Source organism: Tolypothrix sp. FACHB-123 (assembly GCF_014697075.1).
In the GTDB taxonomy this organism is placed as follows: domain Bacteria; phylum Cyanobacteriota; class Cyanobacteriia; order Cyanobacteriales; family Nostocaceae; genus Aulosira.
On sequence record NZ_JACJRE010000068.1, the window covers coordinates 20,072 to 35,639 of the forward strand.

Genomic DNA, 15,568 nt, shown 5'->3' on the forward strand with positions numbered 1-15,568 from the left:
TATGTCAAGTCAGGTTATTGAAAATTCAAATTCTTCTACTAATAAAGAATCTAACAATCGTAGCCAAGAATTTGCTCAGATGAATGGTGTAGAGATTGAAAAAAATTCATCATCATCGATAGAAGTAACGCTCTCTGAGGAACCAAAGGAACCAGAAGAAGTTGTCACAACTCGCCCGATAGCGGGACATCCTTTGTTGAAAGGCTTAACAGTTTCTGGTGGAGTTCTGCTATTAGTTCTGATTTTTTGGGGGATGATTGGCACATTGACAGGAGCTTTAAAAGAAAAGGGCAATAATCAAACCCAACAAAGTGCAAAAACTAGCCAAGAGATGAAACAAGACAAGGAGGATACGGAGGACGGAAATCTCAAAACAGCAATGGCTATCACTACCCAAAAAGGTGAATTGCAATCTATTAGTAAAAAAGATAATGGGGATGTATCACCTACGCCATCACCGACAACTACCCCGACAGCTACTGTTACTGTTAAGACTCAACCAAGAATAACGCGATCACCAACAATTTATCAAGCACCACCACCTATTCCAGTTACCAGACCTAGTACAAGCTATCAAGCTACTCCAAGGGTTAGACAGCTTGCTTCTGTGCCTACTCCTGCGCCACAACCTCAAGTAAACCCCATAAAATCTAATGTTGGCAATACCAACCCATTACCAAAGGTTAAAACTACGCCCAAAGACCCGATGCAGGAATGGTTAGCAGTGGCCAATATCGGCAATTATGCTTCTAGCGATTCTGGTAGTGGAGAATCACAGCGTGAGGAGCCAGATTTGAAGAATGCTGAAGTAGAGGGAGGTACAGGAGTTAAGCCAACCAGTGTTTCTAGCAATCAACAAGTACCTCAGTCACCACAGACTAACTATGATGGCAAACGGGTATTGGTTGGAACTCGTGCTGCTGGGACAATGGAAACTCCTATTGCTTGGGTGGGTAGTGGCGTAAATAATCAGCAGCAAGCACAGAATTGTTTGATTAAACTATCAGAACCGCTCAAAGCTTTTGATGGTAAAGAAGTATTACCTAAGGGGTCTTATGTTGTTGCTATCCTCAATCCCACTAATTCAGAAATAGCTCAGATGACGGCGGTTTCTGCACTTATTAATAGTGGTGGTCAGACACAAGAAAGACAACTACCAGCAAATTCTATTTTGATATTAGGTAAAAACGGGAATTTACTAAAGGCTGAATCTCGTAAAGGTGGCAGTAATTTAGGCAATTCGCTCATAGCATCTCTGCTAGGAGGTTTATCTAAAGCTGCTGAAATTCAAAATCGAGCTAATTCCGAGACAACAATTAGCTCATTAGGTACGACTACTACAACTACAAGTAATAGTGAGAAAGATTTAGTAGCTGGTTTTGTCCAAGGAAGTATTAATGAGATTTTGTCGAGGATGAAAAACTCCAATGAGCAGCAATTACAAGGGCTACAGCAGCAACAACAAGTGTTTGTCATTGAAGCAGGTAAGCAAGTACAAGTTTTCGTGAATCAATCTATTTTGATATGAAACGTTTAAGTTTATTACTGATAACTACGTTAGTTATTGGTGGTCATACTGGCATATCTTTAGCATTACCGCCAGCTAGAAATGTATATTCACAAGATGCTCAAGGACACAACTCCAATGGAATTGATTTAAAAGTTTGGAGTGGTTACGGGCTAACTATCAACTTTATCTCTACAGGTGAAACTATTAAGCAGGTTTGGCTAGGAGATCCTTCACATTTTGCTCTTAGTTCTAATGGTAATTTATGTCAGCGTGGTGCATCAAATGATGAAAATTGTGGAATTGGAGGGGCTACAGTTTTATTTTTGAGGCAGATTAAACCGATTGATTTCCCATCTCTCACTTCTTCTGTTGATGGTAGTACTGTGATGACCGTGATTACTAATAGTTCTCTTGGACAAAAACAGTATCAATTTAAGTTGATTCCGGCTAAAGGTAAGCCAGAGTACACAAGTTTAATTATCAAACCTGATTCTGATAGACCAAAGCCTTTATTAGTTGAAAAGCCAAACAACAGGAATTTAAACACTCCTACTAATACTGCCAATCGAAATTCGACTCCAATAAATAGATTCTCCAACAATAATTCTCCAGTTTTAAATGCTTCATCATTAAGAAATGATGCCAATTCTATTGCAGTTGGTTTAGCTGTTGCAGTTGGTAACGGCACAATTAAACCTAAATCTGGAGAATGGCGGAAAGCACAAGATACTATTCGCTTACTGAGGAAAGGCAAACCAAGAGTAGAAGCTATCAGATTATCAGGTATTCCCCAAAATCTATTTAATCAATTAATTCAATGGGGGCAAAGACGGTGATTATAAATAAAGTTATTTTTTCAACAATTTCTGTTTCTTTAGTTGCTATTTCACTATTGGAATTACCAAGTATAGCAATTGCAGAAATCCCAACAGTTACTCATACTTCCGGGAAATATCAATTAAAGTCTCCTGATTGGACAAAGATAAATTGGAGTAGCTTAGATCCAGTTCAGGAGCCTGGATACATCAATGTCTCATCAGATATTGCGGCTAAATTAGGCTATAATCCATCCCGTTCTTGGTCAGCCGGACAGAATATTGATTCTGTGGTTATGTTAGGTGATGTGGATGAAGCTTTTGCACAAAGTCAATTTACTTTGAAACTGATAGCTGAAATTACCTCAAATCAGATTGATTCTTTAACATTACAAGACTTTGGTTTAATGAAGTGGCAGACTATCGGTTCATTAGCTCAAGCAATTCCCAAATTGAAAAATATTAATTTAAGTCAAATTAAACCTATTCAAGACTTGCTTCAGAAGTCGGGTATTGCTCCCAAGGGTACAATTTCGCAAGTTTTACATGACTATCCAAAAGCAAGTAATCTTCCACTCGGTAATTTAGATTTAAGTAAGTATCCGTTAAGTTCAATTCCTCAATTAACAGAAACAAGGATTAGTAAATTTCTCAATTGGCAACAAAGTTTTATTAATCAAGTTCCTGGTCTCTCTAAAGTAGCCTTTGATAAAATGCCCCAACCAATTAATTCTGGGTTGGATGTCGTTGGTATTGCTTCTGTGGTTTTAGGTAAATCTGAACGTGGAGATTCTAGGGCAAGAGAAAATTACTTTGTATCAGGTAAGGTAACTCGTTCTAATCAAACTGTTGCCGTTGCTTGTGGAGTGGGTCAAGAATGCTCTTACTTAGAATTGGGGGATGTTGCGGGGCAACAAGGCAATCTCTACGGTAAGCGTTGGGCTTCTGGTTCTTCACAAAAAGTAGATGGTGGTTTTGGCATATTGCAACGTGTCAATGGTGGTAAAGAACCTACAGGGAGGCTGGTCTACGGTTCTGGTTTCAAAGTCGTCCTTACAGGTGTTAATGAATCAACTGGGACTGCCAACTTTGGTTTATTCTTTCGTATCTGCGTTAACTTCTTTGGAACTGGTAAATCTTGCACTCCCTACTTTATTGGCCCAGTTCCTTGGATGCCTGTTAAAGAGAATGATTTAATCATTTTGGGTAGGGGGTAAGAATGGCTGAAATATCCAAAACCACTCAACCAGTAGATAACCTTGTTCCCCAAAACTTCTACAATGCGTTCTTCTCCCCGATGGGTTTGGCATTACTTGTAAGTATTGGGGCGCTAATGTTAGCGAAAGCTATGGAAGGACGCGGCGCATCAAACAAGTTAGCACGGGCGCGATGGGCGGGCGCTAGGGAGAAAACAGCAGCCCGTAAATTGGCTTGCAAACAAATTACTGAGCGCAGACATAACAGGGTAGCTCTCTACATCGGTACGCCTGTGGGTACGAAATCTCAGGTTGTGGATAACAAACGCATTACCAATATTCCTGAAGATAAAAGTCGGCTGTATCTCCCAGATGTGCAACGGGGAATTTTGGTTTGCGGCGGTGCTGGTTCGGGTAAAACCTTTTCTATGATTAACCCCCTGGTGCGTTCTGCTATCGACCAGGGACTACCAATTATCCTCTATGACTTTAAGTATGCTCATCAAGAATCGGCTACATCTGCCGCTAAAGGGCAAGCACCCAAATTAGCAGGATATGCAGCTATGCATGGGTATGAGGTTTCTATCCTCGCTCCCGGCTTCCCTGAGTCCTGTGTAGCTAACCCCCTGGATTTCCTGCGAAGTGAAACTGATGCAGAGATGGCACGTCAGTTAGCGATCGTTCTCAACCGCAATTTTAAATTATCTTCTGGTGGTGATGTTTCGGATGGTGGTTTCTTCGTTAATGCTGGAGATCAGTTAGCACAGGCAATTTTCATGCTGGCTAGGGGTACTGATTTCCCAGACATTATGATGTGTCATGCGATTCTCAGTCTGCCGAAATTGATTGACCGCATTCAACAGGCGGCTTTAAATCCTTGGGTAAAAGTTGCTTTTGACCAATTTTTGTCTGTGGCTGGTTCTCCAGAAACCGCCGCTAGTATTGTTGGTACTACAAGCGGGTTATTTACTCGCTTTATGACCCCATCTACTCTTTCTGGCTTCTGCGGTCAAACAAATATCCCCTTGGATTTGAAAGGGCGGAAGATGGTGGTTTTCGGGATGGATAAGGAGAAACGAGATGTGATTTCTCCTTTATTGGTGTCTATTCTGCACCTTTTATGTTCTCGTAATTTGGCTGGTAAACGCACAGAACCATTGCTTTTAGCGCTGGATGAATTACCTACTTTGTATTTACCAGCTTTGGTAGATTGGCTCAATCAAAATAGGGAGGATGGCTTAATTTGTTTACTGGGATTGCAAAATCTATCACAGCTTGAAAGGGCTTATTCCAAAGAAACTACTAATGCTATCTTTGGCGGTTGTGCTACGAAGGCTTTCTTTAATCCTCAAGATGATGTAGCGGCTGAACGTTTTAGTAATTTCTTAGGTGATGAACAAATTAAGTATAGAGAACGTTCGCGCAGTTCTGGTGGTAAAGGTGGTGCCAGTACTTCAATTTCTGAACAAAATAGTACCCGTAATTTATTTGAGGTGAACCAATTTAATACTTTACCGGAAGGCAGAGCCGTAATTGTTAGTCCTGGGTTTCGCTCTCTTAAGGATGTGAGTATTCCGTTATTAGAACAGATTCGGATTCCAGCATCTGATATGAATTTAGAGGCTAAAAGTATTGAGAAATGGTACGAACTCCAACAAAAATTTATTTCCCAATCTACTCTGCTTATACCATCTGCTAAAGAGCTAGAAAGGCGAAATTTAGCAGCGGAAAGATTATTACCTTTAGTTGAGAAGCAGGCAGAAGCAAATCAGAAATTGAAGAATCTTTAGGAGGTCATTGATGAATAATTTATCTGAATATGAATTGCAGTTATTAAGCAAACTGCCGCTTGATATTGCAGCTTTGGTTAAGAATTACCGTACTGATGTGATTAATGCGGCTGAATTTTGGGATGAGCCACCGTTTCCACTAAATCATGTTCCAGAATTTATTGAAATTTACTATGGCGATGCAGAAAGTCCTCATATCTTCATAGTAAATGGGGAACTCCAAGATTATAACGTCACCAATTTACCGGATAACACTAAGTCAATTTCAGTCTTAATTGATGACCAATGGGCTTATGTCCAAATTGAGGATCAAGTAATTCTCAATCGTTTAGGAGGTGTGATTTTACCTGATGTTTTAGTTAGCCCATCAAGCCTAATCAATTCACTTGTAGGAGTCATAAATCATGGATGAAATTAAAGGAGAAGCTAAACAAGTGCAACATGATTATTTAGAAATTCTCGATGATATTCTGCATAAGCTATTAGAGAAAGGTAAGTTTCAAGAGTTAGACACCACTAAAGAATTATCCATTTACGTTGGTAACCAACCCAAGTATAAGGGTCATCCTGATGGCGAAGTTTCTGTAAATTTGATGACTCCAGAACTGGTAGATAAAATCAATACGGCTATCAATGACCCGCAAAATTTGCAAGGTTCTGTTCGCATCATGATTGGCAAGGATAAAGTCTATCATGTTAAGGATGGAAAGGTTTTAAGCGATAAGCTGGGGTTGAATAACTTCCTGAGTCAGCATCAATCCCAGTCTCAACAATCAGTCAAAACAGTACAAAAATCTTCATTTATTGAGAATTTACAAAAGCAGGTTGAAGCTTTACAACAGAAAGTTAAAAACCAGCAAAGTTTGATTGATAGTTTCGCTAGTCAAAAGCAATCAAGTGTTGAAGTTACTCAAAAGTTATCAACTGATTTGATTAGTCTAAAACAAGCTTTTGATGCTCAACAACAAACGATTGAGCAATTGCAGAAAGGTCTGGATGCTATCAAGAAACACAATAACCCTGTGCTAAAGAATGTCAACTTAAGTAAATGGATCAACTCGATTGAGACTAAAGCTAAGAACACTGCTAAAAATCTTTATGAACAGGTGAAAACTACTCTCACTCCTAAAGCCGATAAAGTCAAAGCTCAACTAGAGACCCAAATCATCAGTTTAAAAGAGCAGATGAATCAACAAATGGAGTCTGTTGTAGCTGAAATGAGGTCACAACTTGCAGCTGTTAAAAGCGATTTTGAGTCTAATGTGGGTGTAGTTAAGGATGGTATTGGTGAAGTTAAGCAGTTAGTTAGTGATGAAATTCAGCATGGTATGGAGCGTCATCAAGCGGCTATGGGTGCTGTTGGGAGTAAGGTTTCACAGGAAGTTAATACAGTCCATAAACAGATGACTAAAGCTGTTGGCGATTTACATTCGGCTACTAATCATGCTGTGAAGCAGAATGTGGAAAAGGTTACTAACACTGTGATAGATATCAAAACTAAGGCTCTTGCGAAGAGCGTGGATTCTATGCTGCATCTTTTTGGTGATTTGCATCAAGATGGTTCTCGCAGTTATGAGAGTAAAAATTACAATTTTTATCAAAATGGCGATAGTATTACTGTTACGGCTAAAGATGGTCGGGCGGTAATGATAGATGGTGATTTGACTGCTCAAGCTACAGAGAAAGATGTTGAATCATTAGAGGAAGTAGGAGAAGTAGTCTCTGATTATTTAAAGCACAGTCCTACCCAATCTCAATCAGCAAAATTGAGAAGATGATTGTGCCCTAAAGGGCAGGGTGTAGGGTGTAGGGAGTGGGGTGTGGGGAATGAAGAGGATGGTTTATTTTGATGTATTAAAATCTAATAATATTGACCCTGTTTTGTGACTTTCAAAAAACAATTTCAGCCAACTTATCCGACTTAATTTAATCTTGGACTGAGGCTTTAATTTTCGCCCCATCAATTTAAATTTATAGTCAAGGAATGAAAATTAAAGCCCTATAATCTTTTGAGAGATTGAATTGTCCTACTCCTGACAAAACAGTGTTGAACCCTATACCCTACACCCTATCCCCAACACCCTATTATCTTCTCATTCCCCTCGTAGGTTTTGGTGATTGCTCATACTTAGCTGCTGTTTTAGCTATCTTCTCCTGTTCTTTTCGCCATAATTCTTCTTTAATAGTGGTCAATCTTTTTTGCAGTGGTGGCGATTTTAAAACATCAGCAATAGTTTTCATCTCTAGAGTTTTCTGTTCTTTCTCCCAGGTTTCATGATTTTGAACCTGGGATTCCCATTGCTGGATTGTTGATTCTAAGTTTTGTTTTTGAGTAAATAATTCTTTAATAGTGCCTATGGTTTCTAGTTGTTTATTTACAGCCGAGTTATATTTATTACTCAATTTATGAAGTGGGAAATATTCCATTACTCTGACAGCTTTCTCTTGAATAGCGTGTTCTATCCATAAACTGTCAAGTTGTTGTTGTAATTGATTAATTTGGCTATAAATTACTTGTCTATCAATTGTCGGTGGTAGGTGTGCTACTGACTCTGAGAAATATTCATTAACAGCTTGTTCTAAGTACAGTAACTCAAGGTTAGTTAGTTCATTGATTGCTTTGTTGAATGCTGAAAAAGTAGTTGGCTCCTTTAAACGTTGTTGCAGTCGTTGTTTACGTTCCTGTTCATTCAACTTTTTGGGCGGTGCAGGTGGGATATGTCGCTGTTTATTGTTATTATCTCGCCATGTTTTGAGGGTTGATGCTGAGGAAAATGCCTTTTCGTATGCCAGTGGCCCCATTGCCACAATTAAATCATCAACTCCTTTATTAGGGCCTGGCAATGTCACCACACTGACCCTAGCGCCCTGTGACTCCAATAATCTACCAGTGCGCGAGATGGCAATTTCTATATTTCGTTGAGTTTCAGTCCGCGTCTCGTAGTCAAAGCAGAAAGTAATTTCCCGTTCTGGCGTGGCGAAAACAGCTAACTCGTCCATGAGTCTAGCTTTCATTTTTTCCCCAAGTTCATCCTTACTGCGATAACCGGCGTAAATTCCAGGCAGTCCAATGGCAGGGTGTCCTTGACTCAACAGACTGGCGGCTTTCTTGGCTCCCTCAGTGATTGTGACTGGGAGATTATGTTTCCAAACACAATACCAAAATCCGCTTGTGCGATCGCTTTCGGTCGGCTGTATGCCATATTTTTCATAAATACGTTCTGCTATATCATCCGGCACATCTAGCAGGAAGATACTAAGTTCAGTTTTGGGTGGATGCTCATATTTAATAAATTTGCCTGGCTTATCAGCTTTTTCTCTTGGGTTATTGGGTTTGTAGCATCCCCATAGCTTCCTATCAGGTTTATCTCCAGGCTGTAGATTTGCGAAGGATTTGGGATTAACGCCAGCATCACACCACCAGCCGCCATCTTCAATGTGAGCATATTTGCTGATCGTGCCATTGGACAACCTGCCTGTATTAGTGCGTGGCAGTTTGTCGCTGTACATCAGGTATTCCCAAGCTTCATGTTCCCAATCGAGAGTCTGATGCAAACTTTTGAAGTTAAGAACGGCAATTTCTGGGTGAATGGCACTGTCTTCTACCAATTCTCGCAAGTGTTGAGAATCTAGTCGTTCTGGGGCTTCACCCAAATTACCGGGAGTCCAAAATGCTACTTTTGGCTGTGCTTTTTTTGGGATTGGTTTTTTAATAACAGGCGGTTGCGTAGGAATAGGGGGCGGAGGTGCAGGGGGACAGGGGGGCTGAGGGGAAGAATTGGGCAGAGGGGCAGAGGTGCTGGGGTGTAGAGGGGAAGAATTGGGCAGAGGGGCAGAGGTGCTGGGGTGTAGAGGGGAAGAATTGGGCAGAGGGGCAGAGGTGCTGGGGTGTAGAGGGGAAGGCTTACTGTAAGATTGCTCCTCCGCTCCTGGGCTTCTAGCTACAATTACAGCATTTGCAATTTGTTCTTTCTCTAGTTTTAACTGGTGTTGCTTCTCTAATTCCTTCTGCCGCAGTACAAACAGAGCATTTTCTTTAGCTTTACTCAACTGCGCCAAAGCTAGTAAATTGTCTTTATCCTCCGTGTATAGTTTCAAAGAATACCTGGCACGGCTAACGGCAACATAAAAGCTTTCCTGCCCAATAGTCTGATCCGCAGCTATCAGCACAGAGTCGGCAGTTTTCCCTTGGCTACTATATGTAGTGCTGACAATCGCATAATCCAGGTGCTGGGCTTGTTGCAGGTTTACTGATTCTGTTAGACCGCTATCTAAATACTGGATTTGAGCTTTATGAAGGTCAATGGCTTTAACGACAAACTCCTGACCGTTACGCCGTCCTAATTGTCGGTCGTTCTTTGTCCAGCGTAGGCGATCGCCCTTGGCTATTTCAATACTTTGTCGTTGGTAAACTGCTTTACTAAATCCCGTGTCTACTTCAAGTTGCTTGCCATCAGTAGCCTTTAATATCAATCGGTCGGTGTCCTTGCCTACGACTTCATACAACTCACCCTTGGACAGCCCCCGGCGCTTGTAACTGCGAGTGGGCATCACCATATCACCCAACTCAAAGTTGTGAGTGTAACGCATTTGTACTGATGTGAGGTCTTTGGCTTGCAGTTGGGTGATATTGGTCGCGGTTCCTAAACTCCCTTCAGCTTTTAAATGCTCCCGAATGGCTTGAGTGATTGCTAAACGTTCAAAGTTTGTTCCTGCTAATACTAGGGTTCGTGTTCGTTCTTCGGGCGTGGATTTGATATAGTCTTGGGCGATCGCCTCAATTTTGTCCAATTCTGTTACAGTCTGGATGTAGCCATTTTCATCTAAGCGTTCAAATCCCTCTTGAATTCGACCTTCTGCTACTAGGTCTACTGCTAATTTGAGTTTCGGCGCACGTTGTCTATTCGATTCGTTTAAGTGGCTGGTTTTAATACCTGCCTGTTGCAGCGATTTGAAGGGGTTGCCAGCTTCTACAGCTGATAACTGTTTTGTGTCTCCCACTAACAATACTCTGGCTTGTTCAACAGTAGCCCGTTCTAAAAGTGCCAGGGCATTTTTGGCACTTAGTAAACCAGCTTCGTCCACCACCCATATTTGATTAAGCTCTGTTTGTTGGGGTGGTTCAGATATTAGCAATCTAGCAACTGTTTCGGCTTGGATATCCAACTCTTGACTCAAAACCTTAGCCGCCATTGAACTGGGGGCAAAGCCTTTGATGGTGTAGCCTGATGCGGTGGCGATCGCTTTTAGTTCCTTGAGGGCGAAAGTCTTACCAGCACCAGCTACTCCCTGCCATGCCGTAAATTGGTCTGTTGTGGTTGCTGCATCTAGTACCGCTCGACGCTGATCTTGGTTTAAAGCTGTTTTCTCCAGGTGGCTAGAAACTACCTTTTGGTGGGCCAGTGGGCTAATTTGACCCTGCCCCTTCTGCATCAATTTAATGGTTGCTAATTCTCGATGAACTGCCGCTAGGGTGGTAAAATCGCGTTTCTCTGGTGATAGGCTGAGTAATTCTGAGCTAGTTTTAATTAATGGCTCAATCAGGCTTACGTCCGTGGCTAATCCCTGGTCGAGGATGAATTTTTCTAAGTCTTCCTGGGTAAAAGCAACATTTCTTTCCGAGCAGTGGGCGATCGCATCTTCTAAATTCTCTTCGCTTACTAACCTCTGTTGTAGTTGGGGTTGCGCCTCTTGGGGCTGGACGAAATTAATCCCCAATGCTGCTGCTTCTTCTCTCCACTTAGCTTTTAACTCTTGGGGGTTGATTTTCTGCTTTAAATTCCGGGTAGCAGTCCAAGCGGCTTCTCGCTCTGCCCAGGTTGCATCAGAACCTACTGCATTTAATATTTGCTGTCTGCGTTTGGAGAATTCTTGTAATTCCTCCTCTCTAAATCCTTTAATCTCGAACTGCCCGTGCTTTTTGGGTTCTACCTGATACCCTAATTTTTCTACCTCCATAGCCAGGTAATTTTGGTAGACCATGCCCAGAAATTTCTTGTTTTTGAAAATCTCATCGTTGAACAGGCTGTACCATTTACCATTTTCTAGCTGCGTCATGTTCATGACCAAAGCATGAGTATGCAGATGTGGGTCTAGTTCCCTAGTTTCAATATGGTCAAACTCCGCGACTACTAGGTTGTTAGTCCTGATAAGTTGCTGTCCCTGTTCAGTTGTGGCTCTGGTGTAGCTATAACGTTGTTCAATGAGTTTAATGGTTTTTTGTACAGCCAACTGATGGGCAGTAATTAGCCTTTCATCCCCAGCCACCAACGCTTGCAGGCTAACACTTTTCGGTGCGGAGAAGGTAAAGTCGGTTGCGGCGCGACGTTGAGATGAGTTTAACTTCCTAGCACAGAGGTTTTGGCTGCCGTCAGGCTTAAGCCCATTAACAATGTTAGAAAATGTTTCTTGATGATCTACTGCTCCTGATAGACCTAATTTTTTTGCACCTTTACCAGACCAGCGTGAAGTACCTTCCTGGTAATATCCTTCCATGAAGTAATGTACTGCCTGTTGTGGTTCTGTATTCTTTCCTGTTAACACTAACCACTCCTTTCATGAAATGTCAGGTTTAGCGGTTGGAATAATTCAGGTATTTGGCTAGGCTCACTAATTACAAATTCAAGTTCTATATCTGGGACATTCTTGAGCAAGCTTATTATCTTTTCAAAGTGCTGACCATCAACGCACCAAACTTTGAATGAAGCATAACGGTTGGGCTTTATCTCATAAAAAAATCTGTCACTCTTTGGTAGCTTTCTAAATACTTCCACAGCATCCGGATGATATTTACAAAAGTTAAAACCTACCCAGTTAATCGGTTTAAAATAGGCGATGCGGATGACGACACTACCCCAATCCCTTGTTGTAGAAGATGAACGACTACTCCAGTAAGGGCTGTTCTTCCAGAAACACATCGACATCATCTGCTGCGCTTGAGTCTTTAAAAGCGCAGGAGTTACGTTCTGTAGTATTGAGTAATTCAAAACTTAATATTTGTTAATACCGCTTTGATACCTTTTTAAATTTTAAATTATTCTCCATTTTTTTGGGCAAAACTTTTTTGCGTACTGTGCGAAAAAACTAATTTGGAAAAGTGACATGGATTTCACATGAAACTGACATGAAACTGACATGAATTTACCAAGGATTTAACATGGAAGCTATGTTAAGAAACATAGAGTTACCATGAAAATCACATGAATGTAACTTAGGATTAACAAGAAAATTACCAGAGTTTACCATAGATTTCACATAAAACTGACATAACACACTGATGTGTTTTGTTACCGAGATTTTCATCTACTGAGTCATTAAATTATGAACCCATTAACACTGGCAGTAGATCCGGGTGGTTCTTTTCTCAAATGTTTCTACACTTTGGAAAGCTTTAAACCGGAACTTATTTTGATGGAGCCGGAAGTCGCTACAGTTCCGCTAGAAAGTTTACAAGCTTATGAACAAAGTAAGGTTGGTAGTTCTTCTCCTGAAAATAGTGCTTGGATTGAATATCAGGGACACTTTCAAGCTGTTGGCTTTTTAGCTAGGAAACGCTTTAATGCAGATTTACAACTGCAACGTCGTAAATTTGAACTGGCTTTACCTAAAGTCTTGGCGATTGTGGGAGCGATCGCAGATAAACATGATCTACCTAATGATTCTTCTATTAGGTTAGGTATCTTACTTCCCTGGGGAGAGTACCAAGATAGAGCTTTGTTTGGGGAGTTAATCACTAAAGCACTGGCTGGTTATCACTTTAAGGGACATTCTAAATCCTTTGCGTTGGATACTTTTATGTGCTTGCCAGAAGGCGGTGGCATCCTTACTAGAGGCCGCGCCCCCGGCTCTAGTATTAAAGACCAGACTGTAGCAGTAATTATGCTCGGATACAGAGATACTTCTATCCTGGTGATTGAACGCGGGGAAATGAGCAAAGGTAAAACTGAACCTTTGGGATTTTCCAAAATGATTGAATCTGTGATGGCGCAAACATCTGGCTTAAATCCCCATCAACTAACTGCGGCGATTTGCAAGGCGGGACGAAATATTAATCCCAAAGCATTAGAGGAGTTGGCTTCTGTGGATGCTGCTTATCAAGAGCATGAGCTAGCCACAATTAAAACTGCTGTCACTAATGGCAGAAAAGAATACTGGATGATGTTGTCTAATTGGTTGAAGTTGCAAGTTCCTCGTGATGTGGGTGAAGTGATTATTGGTGGGGGCACAGCTCACTATTTTCGCTCTCAACTAAATAATCTTTTCTCTAACACTACGGTTAATTGGTGTGAAAATTTAGAATCGCAAATCAGCAATAATTTTTCTGGGGTGACTGCTAAATCCCTGCAATACCGTCTCACAGATGTCTATGGATTATTTTTCTATCTGTGCGGTAGCAGTTTGAAACAGAATCAAGTACAAGTAGGTACTGCCAATGGATAACCTGATTGAGTACCGATGTCGGATTGCTATAGAAGCTCAAGAATCCAATGTCGCTCTGGTGAATTTTCTCAAAACTAAGGAGACTTTAGCTTTTACCGAGAGAGATAAAGTTTTTTCTGCTCTTTCGGCTTATTGGCTACCTTTCGCTTTAAGAAATGCCGGATGTTCGGATTCTCAATCAAAGCAGTGTGCTAAGAACGCTATCTATCGGTTGAAGTTGCATATTAGTTATCTGGTTGAAAGTTTTGGTCTAGATAATGAAGATTTTGTCACTCAACCCGTAAAAGCTACCGAGCCAATTTCACCAGTTAACAAAACACCAAAGATTGATGTTGATTTGACACCATCAACTGCTAAAGCGAGTTCAGAAGATACGCCTGAACTTAATTTAGAGCAGTTGATACATCACGAAGATGACAGCACTTTTGAAGGACTATTTAACTAAGTCGGAAGTAGGAAGTCGCAAGTCGGAAGTAATTAATTAAAACTCTCTACTTCCGACCTCCAAATTCCGACTTCTGGAAAAACCGTACTTCCGACTTCTGACTTTCGACTTCCGATTTCATTTAATTAATAGGGGGTAATATGCCTTATACCAAAGAGGCGTTACAAAATATGTACGCTCTATCAACAGAAGATGTCAATGCATCTCTAGAAATTTGTGGATTACCTGTAGATAAACAGGAGTATGATGATGAAGAAATTGCGGCGGTTGATTTTCAACAAGCAGTTGATTTAGTCAAACAACAGAACTCTAATACGTCCACTACACCAGAAAATGATGCTCTAGAAGGTAAGAAGAAAAGGAAAACTAAACCGTTAGATACTACCGAGTTACTTGCTAAAGCTCGTGACAAAGGGGTTAAACTCACCCTGCTAGAAACTATGCAAGTATTACAAGCTTGTGGGCTATCAGAAAAGGAAGAATATTCTCAGTCTGAGTGCTTACGCTTTCTCGAAGCTTGCGATTTAATTAAAAAGCAGCACAAATCTGTTGAGGAAGTGGCACAACATTTTGGGGTAACTAGCGATAGTCCAGAACTGGAGGATGTAGATACAAGTGAGCTTCTGCAACAACTAGGAGAGACTACAGCTTTATTGGGAGAAGAGGAGCGAGAGTTAATTAGGGAAATGGTGCGACAGAAGGCTAAGGGTGATATGGCTGGTTTGCCCAAGTTGTATTTGCAGTCCTTAATTGAGGAGATGAAATCATCACAATTTCAACAGGAATGGCAGCAACTACGGGATGCTTTTAAAGCTAGAATCATGGGAAAAAAGCCAACTTCCCCAGCATTCCCACAGCAGAAGCCTTTGATAAGCTTGCCGCCGACATTGGAGAATGGGTCAACATCCGAATAGATGAGGAAAAGCGGACTATTGAGGTTAAAGCGCACAAAATTATTGAGGAAAAAGCCAAAAAGAGAGCCACAGAAATAGCCTTGACCAAGCTCAATGAATCTCAGCAATGGATTGAGGCTGAACAAAAACGCTCTCAACTTAGGAGGCAGCGCTCACATGAATTGAGAGTAAATTTGATTCATTTTGCTCGTTGGTTATGTTCTGGCTGGTCTGGTTGGTTATTTTATTTAATTTGGTTTGCAATCTTCAGTTCTTTGGGTTTCGCTTTGGGTCTTAACCTCCCTTCTGCTATTGCCTGTCGCAGTACCAAAAGTTTTTGCTACCTTTTACGATTGGATAAAGAAACCGTGATTATCCCCTGACTTTTCACGGGATGTGGAAAAGAAAGAGTGGTTCGCGATAGATTATCGCGAACCACTTCCTATTCTTTATTATATTTGGAAGTTTCTTCGACTAAAT

Annotated in this window: 11 protein-coding genes; 9 read left to right on the forward strand and 2 right to left on the reverse strand. The window is 41.0% G+C overall.

Annotated elements, in window-relative coordinates:
- The first annotated feature begins 1 nt into the window (after position 1).
- The 6 genes from H6G41_RS28985 to H6G41_RS29010 are packed head-to-tail and all read left to right on the forward strand — an operon-like array spanning position 2 to position 7,089.
- Positions 2-1,528, forward strand: a complete 1,527-nt coding sequence (locus tag H6G41_RS28985) for a TrbI/VirB10 family protein (RefSeq protein WP_190751124.1) — start codon at positions 2-4, stop codon at positions 1,526-1,528.
- Positions 1,525-2,346: a hypothetical protein gene (locus tag H6G41_RS28990; RefSeq protein WP_190751126.1), complete on the forward strand. Its 822-nt coding sequence runs from the start codon at positions 1,525-1,527 to the stop codon at positions 2,344-2,346. Before H6G41_RS28985 ends, H6G41_RS28990 begins: the two co-directional genes overlap by 4 nt.
- Complete coding sequence (locus H6G41_RS28995) at positions 2,328-3,542, forward strand: hypothetical protein (RefSeq protein WP_199316372.1); 1,215 nt, start codon at positions 2,328-2,330, stop codon at positions 3,540-3,542. The genes H6G41_RS28990 and H6G41_RS28995 overlap by 19 nt, the downstream gene beginning before the upstream one ends.
- A 2-nt stretch (positions 3,543-3,544) precedes the next feature.
- Positions 3,545-5,311 carry a TraM recognition domain-containing protein gene (locus tag H6G41_RS29000; protein WP_190751128.1) on the forward strand — a complete coding sequence of 589 codons (1,767 nt, stop codon included), beginning with the start codon at positions 3,545-3,547 and terminating at the stop codon, positions 5,309-5,311.
- 10 nt (positions 5,312-5,321) lie between these two features.
- Positions 5,322-5,723 (forward strand): hypothetical protein, encoded by a 402-nt coding sequence (locus H6G41_RS29005; RefSeq protein ID WP_190751130.1) that lies wholly within the window; start codon positions 5,322-5,324, stop codon positions 5,721-5,723.
- The gene (locus tag H6G41_RS29010) at positions 5,716-7,089 is read left to right on the forward strand and encodes a hypothetical protein (RefSeq protein WP_190751132.1); all 1,374 of its coding nucleotides are present in this window, start codon (positions 5,716-5,718) and stop codon (positions 7,087-7,089) included. Before H6G41_RS29005 ends, H6G41_RS29010 begins: the two co-directional genes overlap by 8 nt.
- 307 nt (positions 7,090-7,396) lie before the next feature.
- Here H6G41_RS29010 and mobF read toward each other — a convergent pair whose 3' ends face one another.
- Together mobF and H6G41_RS29020 are read right to left on the reverse strand one after the other, a co-directional pair.
- Entirely contained in the window at positions 7,397-11,854 is a 4,458-nt protein-coding gene (gene mobF / locus H6G41_RS29015; protein ID WP_190751134.1) for a MobF family relaxase, read from the reverse strand.
- A complete protein-coding gene (locus tag H6G41_RS29020; RefSeq protein WP_242038093.1) occupies positions 11,854-12,228 on the reverse strand; it encodes a hypothetical protein in 375 nt (124 codons plus the stop codon). The genes mobF and H6G41_RS29020 overlap by 1 nt, the downstream gene beginning before the upstream one ends.
- Positions 12,229-12,631: 403 nt before the next feature.
- On the opposite strand from H6G41_RS29020, the gene H6G41_RS29025 reads away from it, so the two are divergent.
- From H6G41_RS29025 to H6G41_RS29035, 3 genes are all read left to right on the forward strand, one after another.
- A complete protein-coding gene (locus H6G41_RS29025; protein WP_190751138.1) occupies positions 12,632-13,750 on the forward strand; it encodes a ParM/StbA family protein in 1,119 nt (372 codons plus the stop codon).
- A complete protein-coding gene (locus H6G41_RS29030; protein WP_199316374.1) occupies positions 13,743-14,195 on the forward strand; it encodes a hypothetical protein in 453 nt (150 codons plus the stop codon). Before H6G41_RS29025 ends, H6G41_RS29030 begins: the two co-directional genes overlap by 8 nt.
- A 140-nt stretch (positions 14,196-14,335) precedes the next feature.
- Positions 14,336-15,109 carry a hypothetical protein gene (locus H6G41_RS29035; protein WP_190751140.1) on the forward strand — a complete coding sequence of 258 codons (774 nt, stop codon included), beginning with the start codon at positions 14,336-14,338 and terminating at the stop codon, positions 15,107-15,109.
- Positions 15,110-15,568 lie beyond the last annotated feature (459 nt).

Coding starts and splice junctions, on each gene's coding strand:
- H6G41_RS28985 (WP_190751124.1), top strand. CDS start 2: ATGTCAAGTCAGGTTATTGAAAATTCAAATTCTTCTACTAATAAAGAA.
- H6G41_RS28990 (WP_190751126.1), top strand. CDS start 1,525: ATGAAACGTTTAAGTTTATTACTGATAACTACGTTAGTTATTGGTGGT.
- H6G41_RS28995 (WP_199316372.1), top strand. CDS start 2,328: ATGGGGGCAAAGACGGTGATTATAAATAAAGTTATTTTTTCAACAATT.
- H6G41_RS29000 (WP_190751128.1), top strand. CDS start 3,545: ATGGCTGAAATATCCAAAACCACTCAACCAGTAGATAACCTTGTTCCC.
- H6G41_RS29005 (WP_190751130.1), top strand. CDS start 5,322: ATGAATAATTTATCTGAATATGAATTGCAGTTATTAAGCAAACTGCCG.
- H6G41_RS29010 (WP_190751132.1), top strand. CDS start 5,716: ATGGATGAAATTAAAGGAGAAGCTAAACAAGTGCAACATGATTATTTA.
- H6G41_RS29020 (WP_242038093.1), bottom strand. CDS start 12,228: ATGTGTTTCTGGAAGAACAGCCCTTACTGGAGTAGTCGTTCATCTTCT.
- H6G41_RS29025 (WP_190751138.1), top strand. CDS start 12,632: ATGAACCCATTAACACTGGCAGTAGATCCGGGTGGTTCTTTTCTCAAA.
- H6G41_RS29030 (WP_199316374.1), top strand. CDS start 13,743: ATGGATAACCTGATTGAGTACCGATGTCGGATTGCTATAGAAGCTCAA.
- H6G41_RS29035 (WP_190751140.1), top strand. CDS start 14,336: ATGCCTTATACCAAAGAGGCGTTACAAAATATGTACGCTCTATCAACA.